This is a genomic window from Leptospira gomenensis (assembly GCF_004770155.1).
GTDB classification, from domain to species: domain Bacteria; phylum Spirochaetota; class Leptospiria; order Leptospirales; family Leptospiraceae; genus Leptospira; species Leptospira gomenensis.
In genome coordinates, this window is the sequence record NZ_RQFA01000066.1 from 214,680 (window position 1) to 233,757 (window position 19,078).

Annotated in this window: 15 protein-coding genes; 4 read left to right on the forward strand and 11 right to left on the reverse strand. The window is 48.7% G+C overall.

What is annotated here, in order from left to right; genetic code table 11:
• Window positions 1–208 precede the first annotated feature (208 nt).
• The 3 genes from EHQ17_RS15185 to dut form a co-directional block, all read right to left on the reverse strand.
• Window positions 209–3,067 carry a DNA translocase FtsK gene (locus tag EHQ17_RS15185; RefSeq protein WP_135590535.1) on the reverse strand — a complete coding sequence of 953 codons (2,859 nt, stop codon included), beginning with the start codon at window positions 3,065–3,067 and terminating at the stop codon, window positions 209–211.
• A gap of 48 nt (window positions 3,068–3,115) precedes the next feature.
• A complete protein-coding gene (locus EHQ17_RS15190) occupies window positions 3,116–3,622 on the reverse strand; it encodes an SRPBCC family protein (protein ID WP_135590534.1) in 507 nt (168 codons plus the stop codon).
• A gap of 128 nt (window positions 3,623–3,750) precedes the next feature.
• The gene (gene dut / locus EHQ17_RS15195; protein WP_135590533.1) at window positions 3,751–4,188 is read right to left on the reverse strand and encodes a dUTP diphosphatase; all 438 of its coding nucleotides are present in this window, start codon (window positions 4,186–4,188) and stop codon (window positions 3,751–3,753) included.
• Window positions 4,189–4,346: 158 nt separating this feature from the next.
• Here dut and EHQ17_RS15200 point away from each other — a divergent pair, with 158 nt between their 5' ends.
• Window positions 4,347–5,312 carry a hypothetical protein gene (locus EHQ17_RS15200; protein ID WP_167881108.1) on the forward strand — a complete coding sequence of 322 codons (966 nt, stop codon included), beginning with the start codon at window positions 4,347–4,349 and terminating at the stop codon, window positions 5,310–5,312.
• Between the two features lie 505 nt (window positions 5,313–5,817).
• Here the strand turns inward: EHQ17_RS15200 and EHQ17_RS15205 are convergent.
• The 8 genes from EHQ17_RS15205 to rimP form a co-directional block, all read right to left on the reverse strand.
• Window positions 5,818–7,104 carry a M16 family metallopeptidase gene (locus EHQ17_RS15205; protein ID WP_135590532.1) on the reverse strand — a complete coding sequence of 429 codons (1,287 nt, stop codon included), beginning with the start codon at window positions 7,102–7,104 and terminating at the stop codon, window positions 5,818–5,820.
• Between the two features lie 16 nt (window positions 7,105–7,120).
• Window positions 7,121–9,217, reverse strand: coding sequence for a polyribonucleotide nucleotidyltransferase (gene pnp / locus EHQ17_RS15210; RefSeq protein ID WP_135590531.1), 2,097 nt, complete (start codon window positions 9,215–9,217; stop codon window positions 7,121–7,123).
• Window positions 9,218–9,222: 5 nt separating this feature from the next.
• Complete coding sequence (gene rpsO, locus EHQ17_RS15215) at window positions 9,223–9,489, reverse strand: 30S ribosomal protein S15 (protein WP_135590530.1); 267 nt, start codon at window positions 9,487–9,489, stop codon at window positions 9,223–9,225.
• Between the two features lie 51 nt (window positions 9,490–9,540).
• A complete protein-coding gene (gene truB / locus EHQ17_RS15220) occupies window positions 9,541–10,470 on the reverse strand; it encodes a tRNA pseudouridine(55) synthase TruB (RefSeq protein WP_135590529.1) in 930 nt (309 codons plus the stop codon).
• A complete protein-coding gene (rbfA, locus tag EHQ17_RS15225; RefSeq protein ID WP_135590528.1) occupies window positions 10,427–10,780 on the reverse strand; it encodes a 30S ribosome-binding factor RbfA in 354 nt (117 codons plus the stop codon). Before rbfA ends, truB begins: the two co-directional genes overlap by 44 nt.
• Before the next feature lie 12 nt (window positions 10,781–10,792).
• Window positions 10,793–13,471, reverse strand: coding sequence for a translation initiation factor IF-2 (gene infB, locus EHQ17_RS15230; protein WP_135590527.1), 2,679 nt, complete (start codon window positions 13,469–13,471; stop codon window positions 10,793–10,795).
• Window positions 13,472–13,535: 64 nt separating this feature from the next.
• Complete coding sequence (gene nusA, locus EHQ17_RS15235) at window positions 13,536–14,930, reverse strand: transcription termination factor NusA (protein WP_135590526.1); 1,395 nt, start codon at window positions 14,928–14,930, stop codon at window positions 13,536–13,538.
• Between the two features lies 1 nt (window position 14,931).
• Window positions 14,932–15,420, reverse strand: coding sequence for a ribosome maturation factor RimP (gene rimP / locus EHQ17_RS15240; RefSeq protein WP_135736206.1), 489 nt, complete (start codon window positions 15,418–15,420; stop codon window positions 14,932–14,934).
• A gap of 195 nt (window positions 15,421–15,615) precedes the next feature.
• Here rimP and EHQ17_RS15245 point away from each other — a divergent pair, with 195 nt between their 5' ends.
• From EHQ17_RS15245 to EHQ17_RS15255, 3 genes are read left to right on the forward strand one after another with little or no spacing between them, the layout of a single operon-like run.
• Window positions 15,616–16,782 (forward strand): LIC_12708 family protein, encoded by a 1,167-nt coding sequence (locus tag EHQ17_RS15245; RefSeq protein ID WP_135590674.1) that lies wholly within the window; start codon window positions 15,616–15,618, stop codon window positions 16,780–16,782.
• Entirely contained in the window at window positions 16,773–18,257 is a 1,485-nt protein-coding gene (locus tag EHQ17_RS15250) for a bifunctional ADP-dependent NAD(P)H-hydrate dehydratase/NAD(P)H-hydrate epimerase (RefSeq protein WP_135590524.1), read from the forward strand. The genes EHQ17_RS15245 and EHQ17_RS15250 overlap by 10 nt, the downstream gene beginning before the upstream one ends.
• A gap of 1 nt (window position 18,258) precedes the next feature.
• Window positions 18,259–18,867, forward strand: coding sequence for a hypothetical protein (locus EHQ17_RS15255; protein WP_135590523.1), 609 nt, complete (start codon window positions 18,259–18,261; stop codon window positions 18,865–18,867).
• Window positions 18,868–19,078 lie beyond the last annotated feature (211 nt).

Sequence of the window (19,078 nt, forward strand, 5' to 3'; positions counted from 1 at the left end):
TATCGGGAACCTTGTCACTTTCTAAAATTCTTAGGAAAACCGATCCGTTCTTTTTCGAAAATTGCGGTCGTTTTTTTACGAAACCTCCGGAATTTTCGAAACGGGAAAACGTGGGATGTCCCGCCCGTCCCAATTTCGAATCCGAACGCGAGAATCGAAAACGGAACCAAAGACTTCTCGTACGGAACGAGAAAACGCGGAATTTTCTTCAACCCGCGCGGAGAATCTCCCTTCCCTTCGAACCGATCTGAGGACTCACGTATCCTCGTTCCTCCATCAACTCCATCAAACGGGCGGCCTTGTTGTAACCGATCCTCATTCTTCTTTGCAGGTAACTCGCGGAAGCCTTACGGTCCGTCCGTACGATTTCCCAGGCTTGTTCGAAAAGTTCTTCGTCTTCCTCATCCACCGCGGTATTTTCCGGCTCCTCGTCCAGATCGAAATCCACGTAGGAAGGTTTTCCGAATTTGCGCGCCTCTTCCACGATCCTTTCGATTTCCTCTTCGGAAACATACGGGGATTGAATCCTCACCAAATCCGCCGCCGTCGGAGATTTATACAGAAAGTCGCCTTTGCCGAGGAGAGACTCCGCTCCGTTCTGATCCAGAATGATTTTCGAATCCGTCTTTTGTGCCACGTGAAAGGCCATACGGGCGGGGCAGTTGGCCTTGATCAAACCGGTAATCACGTCCACGGAAGGACGTTGTGTGGCCATGATAAGATGGATTCCCACCGCTCTCGACTTCTGCGTGATCCGAGTGATCGCGTCCTCCAAATCTTTACCGGAAACCATCATCAGATCCGCGAGCTCGTCGATGAAGATTACGATATACGGCATCTTTTTGTATCCTTCCCGGTGCGCCCCTTGTTCCACTTTTTCGTTGTAGGTTTTGAAATCGCGGCACTTGAGTTTGGAAACGGAATGATAACGAGCTTCCATTTCCTGGATCGCCCAGGCCAAAGCGCGGGTCGCCTTTTTCGGATCCGTGATCACCGGCATCAAAAGATGGGGAATGTCCTCGTATAACGTGAGTTCTACCATCTTAGGGTCGATCATGATGAAACGCACTTCCTCCGGAGAAAGATGAACCACCAAGGAAGAGATCATGGAATTCAAACATACCGATTTACCGGAACCGGTCGTTCCCGCGACCAGAAGGTGCGGAAGTTTGTTGAGATCGATGCTGACGAGTTTACCGGAAATATCTTTCCCGATCAGAATGGAAAGATCCTTTTTGGGACGCAAACTCAGGTTCTGATGAAGAATGTCTCCGAGAAACACGTCCTCTCTCAGGCTGTTCGGAACCTCGATGCCGATGGTGGATTTGCCAGGAATCGGCGCTACGATCCGGATATTTTTCACGGCGAGATACAAACGAAGTTCGTCCGCAAGAGAAGTGATCCTTCCCAGTTTGACTCCGGGAGGCGGGGTCAACTCGTAACGTGTAATGATCGGTCCGCGTTCCATGGAAACGACTTGGGATTCGTATCCGTACTGACGGATGATCTCTTCGATCTTACGCGCCACCTTGTCGGACTCGATCTTAAAAAGAGGATCCTGGATTTTGGTTGCGGTCGTTTTCAGACTTTTGAGGGGAACGTGATAGATGGAACGTTTGGATCTCACTTCGGGAACGAGGGTCACCGGAGGAAAGGGCAGAATCGGTTCCAAACGCGGTTCTTTTATTTCGGCAAAAGAATCCGACATCTCGGACACGAGCTCGGGGACGATGGCCTTCGTCTCGGAAAAAATCTCTTCCCTTTCCACAAGGCCCGCGTCGGCTTCCTCCTCTTGCGAGACATCTTCGGATTCCACTTCGGGTTCGATTTCCGATTCGTGGAACTTTTTTTCCGTCCGGGATTTAAGCTCAGTTTCGTCTAACGCGCTCCGTCGAATCGAACCTACCTCATCCGCGGATACGGACCGATTTATATTAGAAAAATTGAATTCGTTTTTCTCGTCCGTTTCGGTTTCGGTCGCATCCGCGGCAAACGATTCCTTTCGAACGGTTGAAACATCCTTCGAAGAAGTTTCATTCATACGAAACCGAGTTTCCGAACGAGGCGTTCTGAAATCCAGGATCTCCCAACGGGAAGTAGTCTCCTGGAATTTTTTTTCCTCTTTGATTTTTTCCGCGAGCGAAGAGGAAACGGATTCGAAACGGAACACCCTACCCTGCTCTTCGAAATTTCCGCGGAACGCACCTTGATTCTGAAATCGCACCGACGAAAAACCTTCCGATTCGGAACGTACCAAGGGACGAGAATCGGTTTTGGAAAGAAGCTCGGAAAGTTTTCCCTCTTTTGCGAATGTGTTGTGAAGCGCGTTCTGCAACTCGGAAGGTTCCCGTTTTCCGTACATCCGGGGGGCGTGCATCTGTTCGAAGATCGCCTCCGGAGAATGTGTTCCCGTCGAACGCGCGGAGAACCAAGGAGGATCGGATTCCCGTTTTTGAAAACGTTCCACCGCGGATTGGAAAAGTGCACCCAAACCCTCTCCACTTTTGGAAACCCCGCTCTGCAATCCTTCCTTGTATTTGGCGCCGGCGACGCCGACCATTCTCCCGAGGAAATGCAACGGAGATTCGTTTAACAAAAGGATGAGACCGTAAAAGTAGAACACGAGGTGAATGAGAATTTTGCCCGTGGCACCGAAGATGAATTCCAAACCGGCGGAAAGGAGTTGTCCCGTAAACCCTCCTTGGGAAGCGAACGGAATCGTGGAAACGTGTCCCGTAATCTGAAGGGTTACGGTGAAACAAAACAAAAACACCGGCAAAGAAAAAAGGCGGTTGGTCAATTCAAACTCGTCTTTTACGAGACGGAGAGAACCGAGACCGATCGCAAACAACCCCGGAAGAAAGGAAGCCGCTCCGAACAAAAAGAACATTCCGTAGGAAAGATAAAACCCCAGTCTTCCGAAAAAATTGTGCCGGATCCCTTCCTCTCCCGCATCGAAGGAACCCAGGGAAAGAGTCAGAAAAATTCCCGAAAAAAGAAGGACATACGGAAGAATTTTCTTACCGTTCTGTAAATTCCAGGCTGTCTTTTGTTCTTTGGATTCCATGCTCTTTTTATCGGAAAGGGCACGGAAAAAGAAAAGAGACTTAATTTTTCAGACGCGTATCGTTTTTGCGTATTCGACGAGTTGATCCAAGGCGGTTCCCCAACCGTCGTAAAAACCCATGGCCTCGTGTTGTTTTCTGGCCGCGTCGGTTCCGTGGATCGCGATTCCAGAATATTTGGTTCCGCCGTTTCCGTGCGGTTCGAAGGAAAGGATCGCCGTGATAAAATCCATCGAGTTCATGGGCCGAGCCGGAGAAGGACGAAACCCCGGAAGAAGCGCGTCCGTCCAAATCAGGCGACGTTTCGGAACGACTTCCAGATAACAACCCGTATTGTCGAAGTCCTCGCCCTCCGGGGAACGCATTACCGTATGAAACTTTCCTCCGGGACGAAGATCGATCTCGCAGTGGACGGTCTGCCAAGGTTTCGGAGTGAACCAGTGAACGAGATGTTCCGGTTTGGTCCAAGCCTCCCAAACCAGGTCGGGGGAAACCTCCACCACACGTTCCAAAACGAGGTCCAATTCCGGATTCCGAATCATATACGGTTCGATCATGTTTCACTCCTTCTGTTTGCGACAACGTTTCCTCGGGACGCTCCGTCGTAGCCGGACCGTTCCGCGGAAAGAGTATCTAAAAACGAGAGGGATCGATCTTGTGCAAACCAATTTTAGGAAGGAATCGCTCAAATCCCGGTGGAACCGAAACCGCCCGCCCCTCTCGCCGTTTCGTCCGGAAACTCATCCACGAGATTCCATTCCGCGTACCAGGTTTTCCGGATCAAAAGTTGCGCGACCCTCATTCCGTGTTCGACTACGAACGGAGAATCCCCCAAATTCAAAAGAGGAATCATCAATTCTCCCCGGTAATCGCTGTCGATGGTCCCCGGTGAATTGGGAATCAGAATCCGATTTTTCGTGGAAAAACCGGATCGTGGTCGGATCTCGAAATGAAATTCTGCAGGAATGGAAAACGCAAGTCCCGTAGGAACCAAAACCACCTTGCCCGGCTCTAAGGTCAGATTCGAATCCAGACAAGCGTGTACGTCGTATCCGGCGGAATGTGCGGTTTGAAGCGCGGGAAGTTCCGCATTTCGTTTTAATTTTTTAACGGAAATTTTCATAAGAAGGAGGATTCCATGTTTCCAAAACCCCGAATTTAATCTCCGAAAAAAGAGGACGGAACTCTTAAAAAAACGCGGGAAGAACGGATCACGAATTCGGTCGGGAAAAAGGGATTGCGCTTGGATCGAGAAAGATCACAAATTGCCCCGTGCAACAGATAAGAATTACGGGAATCGCCGTCGTAGGAATCACGACTACCTTGTTCGTCCTTTCGTTGGGTTCCCAACCGAAATTAGGAAACTGTAAACTATTTCCGGAAAACAACGTGTGGAACGTTCCGGTCGATCGATTGCCGGTTCATCCGCGCTCTCAAAACTACGTACAAAGTATAGGAACCAAGGAAAAATTGAAGGCGGACTTCGGTTCCGGGCTCTGGGAAGGAAAACCGATCGGAATTCCCTTTTTACTCGCGGACGAAAAATCAGTTCCGACGGGAAAAACGTATCCCGTAAAGTTCGAATACGTGGAAGAAAGCGACCCCGGTCCTTATCCGATTCCGCCTAACGCACCGGTGGAAGGAGGAGAAACGAGCGACGGAGATAGACACGTTTTGGTCGTCACCGAAACGTCGTGTAAACTTTATGAACTATACGATGCTCGTTTCCGGACGAACACACAATCTTGGACCGCCGGATCGGGGGCGATTTTCGATTTGAATTCCAATCTTCTTCGCCCGAGCGGTTGGACCTCCGCGGACGCGGCCGGTCTACCGATTTTACCGGGTTTGGTTCGATACGAAGAGATCGAAGCCGGAGAAATTACGCATGCCATCCGATTTACCGCGAAGCGCACGCAAAAAGCGTTCGTATGGCCCGCTCGTCATTTCGCCTCCAAAATCAAGGACCCGAACGTGCCTCCGATGGGAGCTCGGTTTCGTCTCAAGGCGGATTTTAAAATAGAGGGATTCAGCGAAAAAAACCAGGTGATTTTGCGTGCTTTGAAAAAATACGGAATGATCCTTGCGGACAACGGAGCGAATTGGTTTTTATCCGGATCTCCCGATGAAAGATGGAACAACGACGACCTTCATCAGTTGAGAAAAATTACGGGAGATCGGTTCGAAGTTGTGGATTCGGATGTTCTGATGGTTTCTTCGGATTCGGGAGAAACCAAACAGAACTAGCCCGTCTTTTTTAGATCCGTCCTACGGGTCGTCCTTAAGGCCTTACGGATCAAGGGCCGTCGCCCGTAGAGATCTGCGAACCTTTTTCGAGTTCTTCGGCGTCGAATTCGAGTAGGATGGATTCACGTCCTACCGAGGATTGTATCGATTCAAAGTGTGAGAGTTCCCACGTCTCCAATTTCTACTGCGAAAAAAACTTAGAACGTAATCGGGACGAAACATCGTTCTCACCTTCGGATTCTCCCCGACTTCTTCGAATGTGCGAGTCGCGATCATGTCTGAAAAAGATAATGTGATTACCAACTTCGATTTTTAAGCCAATCGCATGCCAGGATCGGATCCTCTACTGCGGTACGATTTTATCGAGGCAAATCGGCGGAAATTTGTATCGTTTTATCCGCAGACCGACTTCCGCATCAATCTTCTCGCAAACGAATCCTGGATGTTTTGTTCGAAGGAAACGATTCCGACCACGTGATTTTTCGGATACGGTTGCACGGACGAACTAAACGGAAAAAATTCTCTGAATCGCTTTTTCTTCCTTAAGCCCGAGATTACCGAGGGCGGAAAGATGAAGTTTCGGAATTCCGAATACGGATCGTGCGAAACGGTTCAAATCGTTCAAGGTGATGGAATAAATTTCTTTGACCCTTTCCTCATACGAATAATTTCTTCCGTAATACAATTCCATAAGAGCGATCGTATTCATTCTAGATTCGGTTTGTTCGTAGCTGATGGAGAGTGTTCCCTCGTGATTGGTCTGCGCATCGAACAATTCCTTCTCCGTGATTCCCCGATCCAGGACGGCTTTGATCTCGTCGGAGATCGTTTCCAAACAAGTGACGAATTTATCCTTGGAGGTGGAACAAACGATGCTATTGATTCCGATATCCGCATACGAGGAAGGATACGCGGTGATCTGATAACAAAGACCTTTTTCTTCCCTCACCTTTTGAAACAAACGCGAAGAGGTTCCTCCGCCGAGAATATGAGTGAACAAACTCGCCAAAGACGCTTTGTGGAATTCCCTCGCGAAACCTTCCCCGCCCAAAATAAAGTAAACCTGTTCCAGTTTCTTTTTTTTAGGAAAGTAACCCCATTTTTTTTTAGGAAGGGAAGAAAGATTACCTTTCTTTTTTTGGATTCTCCGACGATTGAAAAATTTCTCCGCAACCTTAAAAACCTCGTCCGGTTCGAAATTTCCCGATAGGGAGAGGAACATGTTTTCGGTGTGATAATACGTATCATAAAATTCTAATAATCTTTTATGATTCACTCCGCTTACCGATTCTCTCGTTCCGATAATGTCGCGTCCCAGAGAATGATTGGGAAAAAAATTCTGATAATAAAAATCGTGGATATAATCCTCGGGAGAATCCTCGTAACCCTGCAATTCCTCCAAAATCACGCCGGCTTCGTTTTCGATATCGGATTGTTTGAGCAATGGCTCATAGATCATTTCGGACAACAATTCGAGACCGAGCTCGAGATGTTTGCCGGCAACCGTCACGTGAAAGTAGGTATATTCCCGGGATGTGGCAGCGTTGGTAAAACCGCCGACCCGTTCTATGTCTTCGGCTTGTTGTTTGGCGGAACGTTTGGCCGTATCCTTAAAGAGCATATGCTCTAAAAAATGACAGTAACCGGCGTTTTTTGAAGATTCGTGTCTCGAACCGACTCGGACGAAAACTCCGGCGGACACGCTGACCGTATGAGGTGCCTTTTGAAAGAGAACCGTAATTCCCCCGGGCAGAACCTTTCGATGAACGATCTGTGAAAGTTCTTGCTCCAAGGGCGTTTGAAAATCGTTAGACTTGTTCTTCTTCGAGGGCGTCTTTTCTGGAAAGGTCGATCTTCCCGGTTTTATCCACGTTCAAAACTTTTACGCGGATAATATCGCCTTCTTTTACGATGTCCTTCACGGAGTTCACCCGTTTGAAATCGATCTTGGAAATATGACAAAGACCCTCTTTTCCGGGAAGGATCTCGACGAACGCACCGAAATCCGCGATCCGTTTTACCTTACCTTCGTAGATCTTTCCCACTTCGACTTCGGTAAAAAAACCGTCCACCATCTTCGCCGCTTTTTCCGCGGATTCTTGGTTGGATCCGGAAATGGTCACTCTTCCGTCGTCTTCGATATAGAGTTCCGCACCGGTCAACTCGCTGATCCCGCGGACGTTTTTACCGCCCGGTCCGATCAGTTCCCCGATACGATCCTTCGGAATATTTCTTACGATGACCCGAGGAGCCGTTCCGGCTAACGTAGCGGACGCTTTGGAAATATGTTTTTCCATGATATCAAGTATATGAAATCTTCCGCGTTGTGCCTGTTCGAAAACGCTTTCCAAAACGTCGAAGCTGACTCCGGTGACTTTTAAATCCATCTGAAACGCGGTGATTCCTTTTCTGGTTCCCGCGATTTTACAGTCCATGTCCCCGAAATGGTCTTCCAAACCGGCGATATCGGACAACACGGCGTATTTTCCGGAAGCATCCGAAAAAAGCCCCATCGCGATTCCGGAAACGGAACCTTTGATCGGAACCCCCGCCGCCATCAGCGCGAGAGAACCGGAACAAACCGAAGCCATGGAACTGGAACCGTTGGATTCTAAGATTTCGGAAACCACACGAATCACGTAGGGGAATTCATCCGGTTTAGGAAGGACAAGTTTGAGCGCGCGTTCCGCCAAATTCCCGTGACCGATTTCTCTGCGTCCCGGACCGGAAGAACGACGAACCTCGCCTACGGAAAAAGCGGGAAAGTTATAATGCAACATAAAGGACTTTTCTTTTTGTCCTTCCAAGGTTTCGTATCTTTGGTTGTCGGAACCCGTTCCCAGTGTGACGACTCCCAAAGACTGGGTCTGCCCTCTCGTAAATACGGACGAACCGTGCGGACCCGGAAGAGGATTCACTTCCACGGAAATCGGTCGAATTTCGTCCAACTTTCTACCGTCAAAACGAACCCCTTGGTGCAACACCTGTTCCCGAACGATTTCATATTCCAACTCGTGGAGATAGGATTTGATGTCCTTGATCTTGTCGGATTCTTCGACCGTTTGTTTGAAGAATTCCACGACTTCCTTGTTTACGGCGGAAATTTCCTTGTTCCGGGACGTTTTGTCCGGAGTTTGATTGGCGGCGGTCAATTTGCCGAACGCATATTCCTTGACCTTTGCAAGAAGCTCTGCGTCGCGAACTTTGAGTTTTACCTCGCGTTTGACCACTCCGATTTTTTTGGCGTATTCTTCCTGGAGTGTTACGAATTCGGCGATATGTTTCTGCGCAAAACGAAGAGCTGCGAGCATTTCCTCGTTACTCAGTTCTTTCGCCTCGCCTTCGATCATTACGATATGGGTTTTGGTTCCGGCAACCACAAGATCCAAATCGGAATTTACGATTTCTTTCGTGGTAGGATTGAGGATCAACTCTCCGTTGATTCTACCGATTCTCGCACCGGCAATCGGACCGTTAAATGGAATATCAGAAACCGCTAATGCGGCGCTCGCTGCGTTGAGAGCGTGACCGGCTACGGAAACGTCTCCGTCCGCGGAAAGAACCTGCACCTGGAGTTGCACCTCGCAGAAATATCCTTCCGGAAACAAAGGACGAATCGGCCTGTCGATGATTCTGGAAATGAGAATTTCATGCTCGGGAGGTTTGGCTTCCCGTTTGAAATAACCGCCGGGAAAACGACCGACCGAATACAATTTTTCGGTATATTCGCAGGTCAGAGGAAAAAAATCCTGACCTTCCTTTGCATCGTCGGCCGCGCAAACCGTGGCAAGTAAAACGAGATTTCCCGATTTATAAACTACGGCCCCGTGCGCTTGTTTCGCCCAGTTTCCCGTTTCTAAAACGATGGAGTCGCGGCCGTATTGGCCGGAGATGGTATGTGCCATGGAGCTTACTTACGAAGTCCGAGTGTTTCGATCAGCTTTTTGTAACGATCCAGTTCGGTTCTTTTGAGATAATCCAGAAGTTTTTTTCTTTTGCTCACGAGTCTTAAAAGACCGGTCTTAGAATGAAAATCTTTTTTATGAGATTTGAAGTGTTCGTTGAGTTCTTTGATGCGGGCGTCGATCAGAGCGATTTGCACCTCTGTGGAACCTGTATCACCCGCTTTGCGGGCAAAATTACTGATAATTTGTTTTTTCCGTTCAGTAGCTATCATATCGTGAATATACCTTTTACCATTTTTCAGGCGATAGGTCCCCCTTTAAAGCTAATTTTTAGGAAACACTCGTAAATATTTATAATCCAGTTCATGAATGGCGTGATCGTCCTTTTTGCACCAAGCCAGAATTTCTCCTTCCGGAGAAACGAGTAAAAATTCCGTACCGGGGATCCATTCGAGTTTCGTCTTTCTACCGTTCAAAACGTTACGGACCTCGGTACCCGGAATTTCCACGGTCGGAAATTCTAAGATCGATTCCGGAGAATGAATCGTTACCTTTCCTTCCAGAAGATTTTCGTACGAATCGGCTTGGCTCAGATTCAACCTGCCGATGCTCGTGCGCACCAGACGTTCGAGACGCATGGGGAAACCCGCCCGTTCCGAAATATCCGTCGCGATCTTTCGGATGTAGGTTCCCGCGGAAACCCGGATCTTAAAAAAGATCGATTGTGGAGTGAATGCGCCGAGTTCGTACTGATAGATTTTGATTTTTCGAACCGCAGGAACCAGCGCCACTCCTTCCCGAAACAGATCCGATCTTCGTTTTCCGTTGACTTTGAGCGCGGAAATTTCGGGAGCTTCCTGCGTTTCCCAGGTAGGAACTTCCAAAAACAATTCCCGAAGTTGTTCCCGATTTTCCTCGAACCAACGTATCGTCTCCTCTTGAGAAAGGGATTCTAAGATTTCTCCTTCCTTGTCTCCGGAATCGGTGGATTCTCCCGGTTTAATCCAAGCCTCGTAGGATTTTTCTTTTTCCAAAAACACGCTGGAAAAACTGGTACAACTACCGATGGGCAAAATCATAAGTCCGCTCGCCGCGCGGTCCAAAGTGCCCGTATGTCCTACTTTTTTGAGTCCGAGTTTTTTTCTCGCCTTGACCACAAGATCCGAAGAGGTCATTCCTTCCGGTTTGTGAATGAGGAGAAATCCGGACTCATTCCTTGGATGTGGGTTTTCTTGTAAGTCGAAGCGATTCATCCAAACTCTGAATGTATTCCTCGTCCCAGAGAAATTGCATTCTTGGTGTGATTCTAAGTCCTAACTTTCCGGAAAGCGTGGTTTGAAACAAACCCGAAGCGCTGTTGAGTCCGGACAACACTTTTATCTTTTTTTTATCGGTGCAGATCGCCGTCACGTAGACACGCATATTCTTTCCGTCATCCGAGATTTCCGCTCGATGAACGGAAACCATATGGACCCTCGGATCCTTTACCTTCCCGGAAAGAATCATCATCGCCACGGTCCGAACTGCTTCCGCTTCGATCTTTCTTCTTCGGATCGGATTCACGAAACGGACATCCTACTCAAGTTTACGTTTGATCACGGTCACGTTGTAGGCTTCGATGATATCCCCGATCTTAAATTCGTTGTAACCGTCGATCTGAATACCACATTCGAATCCGGAAACCACGTCGTTGACGTCGTCTTTCACTCGTTTGAGAGACTTGAGTTTTCCGTCGAACTTGATCACCCCGTCGCTGATTACACGAACATTGGCGGACTTCTGGATTTTTCCGGAAGTAACCATACAACCGGCGATATTTCCGATTTTCGAAACCTTGAATATCTCTCGAATTTCTGCGGCTCCGATGACTTCCTCGATTTTTTCCGGTTCGAGAAGTCCTTCCATCGCGAGTTTGATCTCGTCCACAACCTGATAGATAATGTTGTAATACTTGATCTGAACCTGTTCTTTTTCAGCGAGAGCGATCGTTTTCGGATTCGCACGAACGTGAAATCCGATGATGAGCGCGTTCGAAGCCGAAGCGAGCATAACGTCCATATCTACGATGGCGCCCGCGCCGGATTGGATTACGTTCAGCTTCACTTCCGAAGTGGAAAGTTTTTCCAAGGATTCCTTGATCGCTTCCGCCGAACCGCGAACGTCCGCTTTGATGATCACCTTGAGTTCCTTCAAAGCCCCTTGTTTGATGAACTCGTTCATGTTTTCCAAGGTCACTTTGGAAGCGGTGCCCGCTGCTGCGCCCGCGTTTCCGATTCGTTCGAATTCGATCCTATGTTGGGAAATATTTCTGGCTTCTTTTTCATCGGCCATCGCGTCAAACGGAGCACCCGCGTCGGGAACTCCGTCCAAACCGGTAACCTGAGCCGGGAAAGCCGGTCCCGCTTCTTCGATGAGATGTCCTAAATCGTTGTACATCGCCCGGACTCTACCGGAAAAAATCCCCGCCACAAACGGATCTCCCACACGAAGGGTTCCGTTTTGGATAAGAACCGTGGCGACCGATCCGCGGCCCGGATCGAGTTTGGCTTCGATGATGGTTCCTTTCGCTCTCCGCTTCGGATTGGATTTGAGATCCATCACTTCCGCTTGCAGAAGTATCAGTTCCAAAAGTTTATCGATGCCTATGTTTTCCCGAGCGGAAATTTTGGCATACATGGTTTGCCCGCCCCATTCTTCCGATTGAAGACCGTGGTTGGCAAGTTCCTGCATGATCTTATCCGGATTGGCGGCCGGAAGATCGATTTTATTGATAGCTACGATGATCGGAACCTCTGCGGCTTTGGCGTGACTGATCGCTTCCAAAGTTTGAGGCATCACCCCGTCGTCGGCCGCAACCACGAGAATTACGATGTCGGTAACTTTCGCTCCTCTGGCCCTCATCGAGGTAAATGCTTCGTGACCCGGAGTATCGAGGAACGTGATCAAACCGCGCGCGGTTTTGACCTGATACGCACCGATATGCTGCGTGATTCCGCCGGATTCCGTATCGATTACGGAACTTCTGCGAATCGTATCCAAAAGTTTCGTTTTACCGTGATCGACGTGACCCATGATGGTAACGACAGGAGGGCGGGTGATATAATCGTCGGGACTATCTTTTTCTTCCTCGATGATCGTTTCCTCATACAAAGAAACCACTTTCACCTTACAACCGTATTCGTCCGCAAGAAGGGCGGCCGTTTCCGCGTCGATGATATTGTTGATCGTGACCATCATTCCCATTTTCATGAGTTTCCCGATCACGTCCCCCGGTTTGAGGTTCATCTTTTTGGCGAGTTCGCCAACTTGCACGTTTTCTAATACTGTAATTTCTTTCGGAACCGAAATCCCGGAAACTCCGGCGACCTTCGTTTTTTTGAATCTCTGTTTAAAGAATTTCGTGTTCTCCGCGCCGGAAAAATCCCTCTTGTCCGAAGTGGTTTTTTCCTTATCGTGGCCTTTCTTTTTACTTCCTCCGGCGGCTCCTCTTGCTTGAGAAAGTTCCACTTCTGCAGAAGTAATCGGCATCGGGCGACTGCCCGGTCCTCCGGAGCGATTTCCTGGGCCGCTTCCTCCGAAACGATTCCCCGGTCCACTTTGTCCCGGTCCACGATTGCCTTGGTAACCGCCACCTTGTCCCGGTCCGCGATTGCCTTGGTAGCCGCCGCCTTGTCCCGGTCCACGATTGCCTTGGTAGCCGCCACCCTGACCCGGTCCGCGATTGCCTTGGTAACCGCCACCTTGTCCCGGTCCACGATTCCCTTGGTAACCGCCGCCTTGTCCCGGTCCGCGATTGCCTTGGTAACCGCCGCCGCCTTGGCCGGTCGTCGTAGGACGGGCGGGAGGTCTGGAAATCGGTCGAGAAACGATGATGCTAGAATCTTCTTTTTGAAACGGAGAACGAGACGGCGGATAGGAAGAATCTCCACCTTGTCCTTGTGGATCCCGAGTCGGCCTTGCGGGACCACCTTGAGAACCGGAATCCGGTCTGCGAACCGGTTCTTCATTTCTGACCTCCCTCGTAGAAGAAGGAGCCGGACGAACGATCGGCGAAGCCCCCGAATCCCCTCTCGGCGGCAATGGGTGAGAAGGTTTTACCGGAGTCGATTCCGCGGCAGCTTCTTTTTTGGGAGTCGCAGAAGGGGAAGGAGACTGAGTTTCCTCTCCCTTTTTTTTGATAATCAGCTTCTTGCGTTTTCCCGCGTCCGCTGCGCCCTGAAGCGTTTCCTTGATCGTCTTATTCTTATCTTCCATAATTAATACCCTGGTCTTCCGGAGTTCATAAGGCTCCGGACTGAGAATTTCCCCGAAGGGTTTCTCAGTTGTCCTCCACCCATTCCACAGATTCCCGTAAAAGTTTCAGAATCTGTCCGGCGGTCGTATGTCCGATTCCTTGTAGTTTTGCCAGATCGTCTTGGCTGTATTCGATCAGGGTTTCCAAATCCTTGATTCCCTCGCTCTTCAAAATCCCGACGATACGGGCTGAAAGTCCGGGAAGATCTTCGAGAGGAGTCAAACCTTCTTCCTCTTCTTCCGACTCATCTTGGATTTTGGTTTCTTCTACGGGAGTATAAAAAAGTCGTTCCAACCTTTCTCTCGCCTCCGGAGAAGCCAATTCTGCGTTGTATTGAGCCACCGTTTTGATGTCGATTTTGTATCCGGCCAACTGAGAAGCCAATTTTACGTTGGATCCGTTGATTCCGATCGCCAGTGAAAGTTGATCGTCGGGAACGACCACCATCGCTTCCCTTCCGGAACCGTCCACTTTCACTTCCACCGGTTTTGCGGGAGAAATTGCGTTTGCGATAAATTCGGAAGGGTCGTCGGAGGCTTCCACGATGTCGATTCTCTCGTTGCCGAGTTCCCGGACGATGGATTGGATCCGAACCCCTTTCATACCGACGCAAGCGCCCACCGGATCGATGTCGCCTCGGGTCGCGCGCACCACTACTTTGGTGCGAATAGAAGGTTGTCTGGCCACGTTGATGATTTCCACAAGTCCGTCGTAAATTTCAGGAATTTCCATTTCGAACAATTTACGAACGAAATCCGCGGAAGCTCTGGAGAGAGTGATCACTGGGATCGGTTCTCTCGGACGAAGTTCCACTCTTTGAATGATTGCTTTTAATCGATCCCCGCTGTGATATTTTTCACCCGGATTTTGCTCTCGGCGAGGCATGATACCTTCCACCTTACCGAGGTCGATGCTCATCGCGTCTTTTTTCCATCTTTGGAAATAACCGTGCGTGAGTTCTCCTTCCTTCGCCTTATACTCGTTATAGAGAAGTTCTTTCTCCATATCTTTTAGTCTTTGAAAGACCATTTGTTTGGCTTGGCTGGAAATGATGCGGGAAAGTTCCACGGGTTTTTCGCGGAAGGAAACGACCGAGCCGACTTCCGCGGAAGCGTCGATCGCTTTCGCATCTTCTAAATTGATTTCGAGTGCGGAAGAAGGGCTTCCCTCCACCACTTTTTTCGCGATGGCGATGACCACGCTGTCTTTGCCGGAAGCGAATTCAACCGTAACGGGGGAAGGTTCGCCTGACTCTTCGGATTCTTCCAAACCTTCCAGTCCGGATTTTTTTTTATAGGCGGTGATCAGAGAATCACGAATGACTCCCATAACGGCTTCCCGATCCAGGGACTTGTCCGCACAAAATTGTTGGATCGCCTCCAACAGATTTCCTTCCGATTGTGTCTTCTTAACTGCCATATCAAATACTTACGTAGAGATTCCCTTTCAGTATATCCTTGAGGTTCAGAGTCGTCTGCTTTTTTCCGGCAGATTTTTTTCCTTTCTGGAAGTTTTCCAGAAAGACCTGATCCCCTTCCCGATTCACGATTCTAAAAATTCCTTCCCGAGGGTGGTCCGATTTTTCGGAAAGAAAAATCAGACGAACCGGTATGCCCCGGAAACGATCCAGGTCCCCCGGAAGGTCGAGTTTCCGTTCCGCACCGGCGGAGGAAACTTTCAGAGTATAATCCAGATCCGGTGAGATCCGATCTAACTCTTCTTTCAGTTTTCTGGAAACTTGCTCACATTCCAGAAGGCTGACTGAACCATACGGATGTTCAAGATTGTCCAAGACGATCTCGATCAACGAGTGGTTAGGCCTTTGGTTGACCTTTAATGAGTACAGCTTAACAGGCAAAAACAGGACGCCATCCAGAATACTACTGATTTCTTCCCTGTTTACTGTCAAACCCCGGCCTTAGAGAGAAAACTCAAAAATGAATGAATTTTTCCTGATATCCTAATCAAACTATTCAAATTTAGCTACCGTGTAAAGTAAAAAAACCCGTAGATTCCCGAGCCTTCGGAAAAGGCAGGATTATTGCTTGTTTTCCAAGCGATACTTGGAATGGTATCGTTACATTCTCACTCCAATCAGGTTTTCATGGGAAATCTCAAATCCGACGCTCCGTTTACCGTACGCAACCGCACGTTTCGAATCCTCACGATCGGATGTGTCCTTTTCATTCTGCTCGTATCGGGTTGTACTCGATTCAAGGTCGATAATTACAATTCCTATCTTTACGGAAGAATCAAACTGGGGAACACCCTCACCGATCTTCAAGCGAAAGTGTTGAACGGAGTTCCGACCAATCTTCCGCAAACTCTTCCGATCGTTTCGGGAAAAATCTACGTCCCCGATTTCGAACAATCCCTGTTGAAGGTTTTTTCCGCGGACGGTGAAATCAAATTCATCTTGGGAACTCTCAAAGAAAAACCGAACGATAAATACAAACTGATCCCGGCCAAGTTCGGCAGGATCGGTTTGGTCGCGGTCAACTCGGACGAAGAGATCTACGTTCAATCCAGAATCGGCAAGGAAGAGCAACCCAAAAGCGATCCGAACGCGGAGGATATATTCCTGAAAAAAAGCGGCTCCTTCGACACGGAGATAAAGGACGCAATTCCCTCTTCCATCCTTCATTTTTCCGACGCCGGTAAACTTCTGAATACGATCAACGTGGAAGGAATTTCCGGAACGACTCCGTTCGGTTATATAGAAAGAATCGAAACCGGAGACGACGATCTGTTGTTCGTCTTTCACAAATCGAACGGAGAAATGAAACTTTCCGTCTACGACAAAGGAATTTTGATACGTTCGATTGGAGCTTCCGACTTTCAATCGGTCGTGGTCGATTCGGAAAACGTTCAGACCCGTCTGGAAACGATTCTCCCGCATTCCGAAGGGAAATACGTGGTCGCGTCCTTCAGTCTTTTTGATAAGAAAAATTCCCGATTCAAATCGCGCAAAATCCTGAAATACGAACTCGAAACCAAAAACGTGACGTCTTTGAAGGACGTTCAGGACCCTTCCGAATCCTTGTATTGGATTTTGAAGGACAATAATTTTTTCATCTGGGAAACCGAAACCGAAGAGGAAAGTTCCATCCGTCTCCAAGTTCACGACGACGAAGGCAATCACGTGAACAATATTCGACTCAACTATCTTCCTCCGCGGGGTTTATGGAGGGAAACCTGGATGGACGCAAGCGACGAGATCTACTCCGCGAGGATCAAATCCGGTTATCTGGAAATCCATAAATGGAAATAAAGTTTTCCGAATATTCAGAATCCCTGTTTTATGATTCGGAAAGCAGAGATCTGGACGGAAAAACGATAGAAACGTTCGGCATCTCCGGCTCCCATTTGATGGGTTTCGCCGCCCTTTCGATCTACCGCTCCTACCGCAAAAAAATCCTCTCTTACGACAGAATCCAAATCCTCTGCGGTAGCGGTAACAACGGAGGAGACGGTTTGGCCCTGGCTTTTTTTCTGGCACAAGAAGGAAAACTTCCCGAGGTTTATCTCAAAACGGGACGCCAATCCGCCGATTCCGAATATTATAAAAATCTGTTTTTAAAGGCGGGAGGAGAAATTTCTCCGCTGGAAACGTATTCCTCCGACGTCCGAAAAGGAACCGTGTTCTTGGTGGACGCCCTTTTAGGGACCGGTTTTCGCCCTCCCCTGGAAGAGGACTACTCGAAGGCGGCGAACGAAATCAACTCTTTGTGTTCCCTGCACGGAAAGAACGTATTCGTATTAAGCCTGGATACGATCACCGGCTTTGCGGAAAAATCCTCTCCCCCGATCCCCGCGAACGCGTTAGCCGAAATCGGAACTAGAAAATGGAGGAACGTTTTCGTTCCCGGAACGGTAAAAACCTCCTTTCACAGGATCGGCTTTCCGATCGGTGGTTCGACCGCGGCGATAATCGGAAAACCGGCGGATAAGTTTTTATGGAAACGGATTCCGAGAAGGATCCTGCAACATACTACGATCCGGAAGCGGGATTCCCATAAATACGAGAACGGTTCCCTTCTTCTTGTCGGAGGATCGGAAGGAATGTCCGGCGCGGCCGTATCCTCTCTTCTCGCCTTTCATTCGTTAGGCGGCGGAATTTCCCAGCTGCTTACCCCTTCCGAAAATACGGTCGTACAGGTTCTGAAGAAGGATCCCTCGTTGATGGTAGGACCGATCCCCCCGAATACGGATCTTCTGTCCCTGCCGTTTCCCCGGAAGGTTTCGACCGTTCTTCTCGGTCCGGGATTAAAAACGGAGGAATGTCCGATATTGAATCTTTCTCCGGACAAACATACGATCCTGGACGCGGGCGCCATCCCGGCTTACAAGGAAATCAGACTGAACGATAGAACGCTTTTCACACCGCATACGGGGGAATTGGAAATATTAGTGAATTCTAAAATAACATCCGTCGAAAACGGTCTTTCCCTTTGTAAGGAATACGTCCGGACATTCGGAGGCAACATACTCTGGAAAAGACATTCTTCTTTTTTAATATGTTCGGACGAAAAAATCTACGTTTGGAATCGCCCCGAACCCAAACTCGCGGTCATGGGCACGGGGGATCTTTTGGCGGGAATCCTTGCCTTTTATCTATCCAGGAAATTTACCGTTCCTCAGGCGGTCCAATTATCGTATTCGTTGTTAAACGAAGCGGCCGGTAAAACGAAAGATTTCCCGACCGCTTCCTCGATCCGTAAAATTTGGACGCGAAAAGGAGGCTGATATGGGCGGAGGTTATCATTCCCGTTCTCCGGAAGAGTTTCGAAAATTTCTGGATGAAAGCCGCAAAAAATCAAGTGGAGGAAAATTTTCCCGAATCCGCCTGATCTTTATCCTCAACCTGGTTTTGGTAGTTTTAGTGATCGGCATGGTCGCGCGGGCCATGAACCCGAGTTCGTTCGGAGTCCAGGCGACTTCGCCGAAAATCAAATTGGATTCGATCGTGTTTTACGTAAAGTCGGCCCGAGAAGGCAAAAGCGGATTTCCCGCCTTTTTCCTTTTTATGAAAAACGAAAACGAATCCAAAGAACTCAGATTTCCCAACGGAGAATGGAAGTTTAAGTTAGCGCTTAACTCCCCGGAAGGAATCGAATGTATCTCGGATGAATGGATCGTTCCCGAAAGAAATTTATTTCCCGGAAAGATCGAATTCGCGCGTTTTCGCTGGAGTGACGAAACCGTTTCCAAACTTCCTCCGGATTGTAGGACCGATTCCGACCCGAGTTTTTTGGAACGGATCTTCCACCGGATCAATCGCCAAAGCGGACTAACGTTGCGACTTTCGATCGAACACTCCGGAAAATCCGAAACCTTAAACGTCGAGAATCTTTGAATTATGTTTTTTCCGAGCGTATCGTACGGTTTCGAATACCGGATCGGAGGAATGTTTTTCCGTCCCGCTTAAAATTCGGGAAATGAATTCCAATCCTTTAGAAGGAAGTTTCTTCCGATATTTTTCCATTCTTGAAAAAAATCTTTCTCTCAAACGTATAAGAATAAAGAGGAATCCGGTAAAATCGAGACGGATTCGTTAAAACACGAAA

Bases quoted from the DNA above. Each gene is read 5' to 3' on its own strand.
- rpsO (WP_135590530.1), bottom strand. From the start codon at position 9,489: ATGATAGCTACTGAACGGAAAAAACAAATTATCAGTAATTTTGCCCGC.
- EHQ17_RS15245 (WP_135590674.1), top strand. From the start codon at position 15,616: ATGGGAAATCTCAAATCCGACGCTCCGTTTACCGTACGCAACCGCACG.
- EHQ17_RS15250 (WP_135590524.1), top strand. From the start codon at position 16,773: ATGGAAATAAAGTTTTCCGAATATTCAGAATCCCTGTTTTATGATTCG.
- EHQ17_RS15185 (WP_135590535.1), bottom strand. From the start codon at position 3,067: ATGGAATCCAAAGAACAAAAGACAGCCTGGAATTTACAGAACGGTAAG.
- pnp (WP_135590531.1), bottom strand. From the start codon at position 9,217: ATGGCACATACCATCTCCGGCCAATACGGCCGCGACTCCATCGTTTTA.
- infB (WP_135590527.1), bottom strand. From the start codon at position 13,471: ATGGAAGATAAGAATAAGACGATCAAGGAAACGCTTCAGGGCGCAGCG.
- truB (WP_135590529.1), bottom strand. From the start codon at position 10,470: ATGAATCGCTTCGACTTACAAGAAAACCCACATCCAAGGAATGAGTCC.
- EHQ17_RS15190 (WP_135590534.1), bottom strand. From the start codon at position 3,622: ATGATCGAACCGTATATGATTCGGAATCCGGAATTGGACCTCGTTTTG.
- dut (WP_135590533.1), bottom strand. From the start codon at position 4,188: ATGAAAATTTCCGTTAAAAAATTAAAACGAAATGCGGAACTTCCCGCG.
- EHQ17_RS15255 (WP_135590523.1), top strand. From the start codon at position 18,259: ATGGGCGGAGGTTATCATTCCCGTTCTCCGGAAGAGTTTCGAAAATTT.
- nusA (WP_135590526.1), bottom strand. From the start codon at position 14,930: ATGGCAGTTAAGAAGACACAATCGGAAGGAAATCTGTTGGAGGCGATC.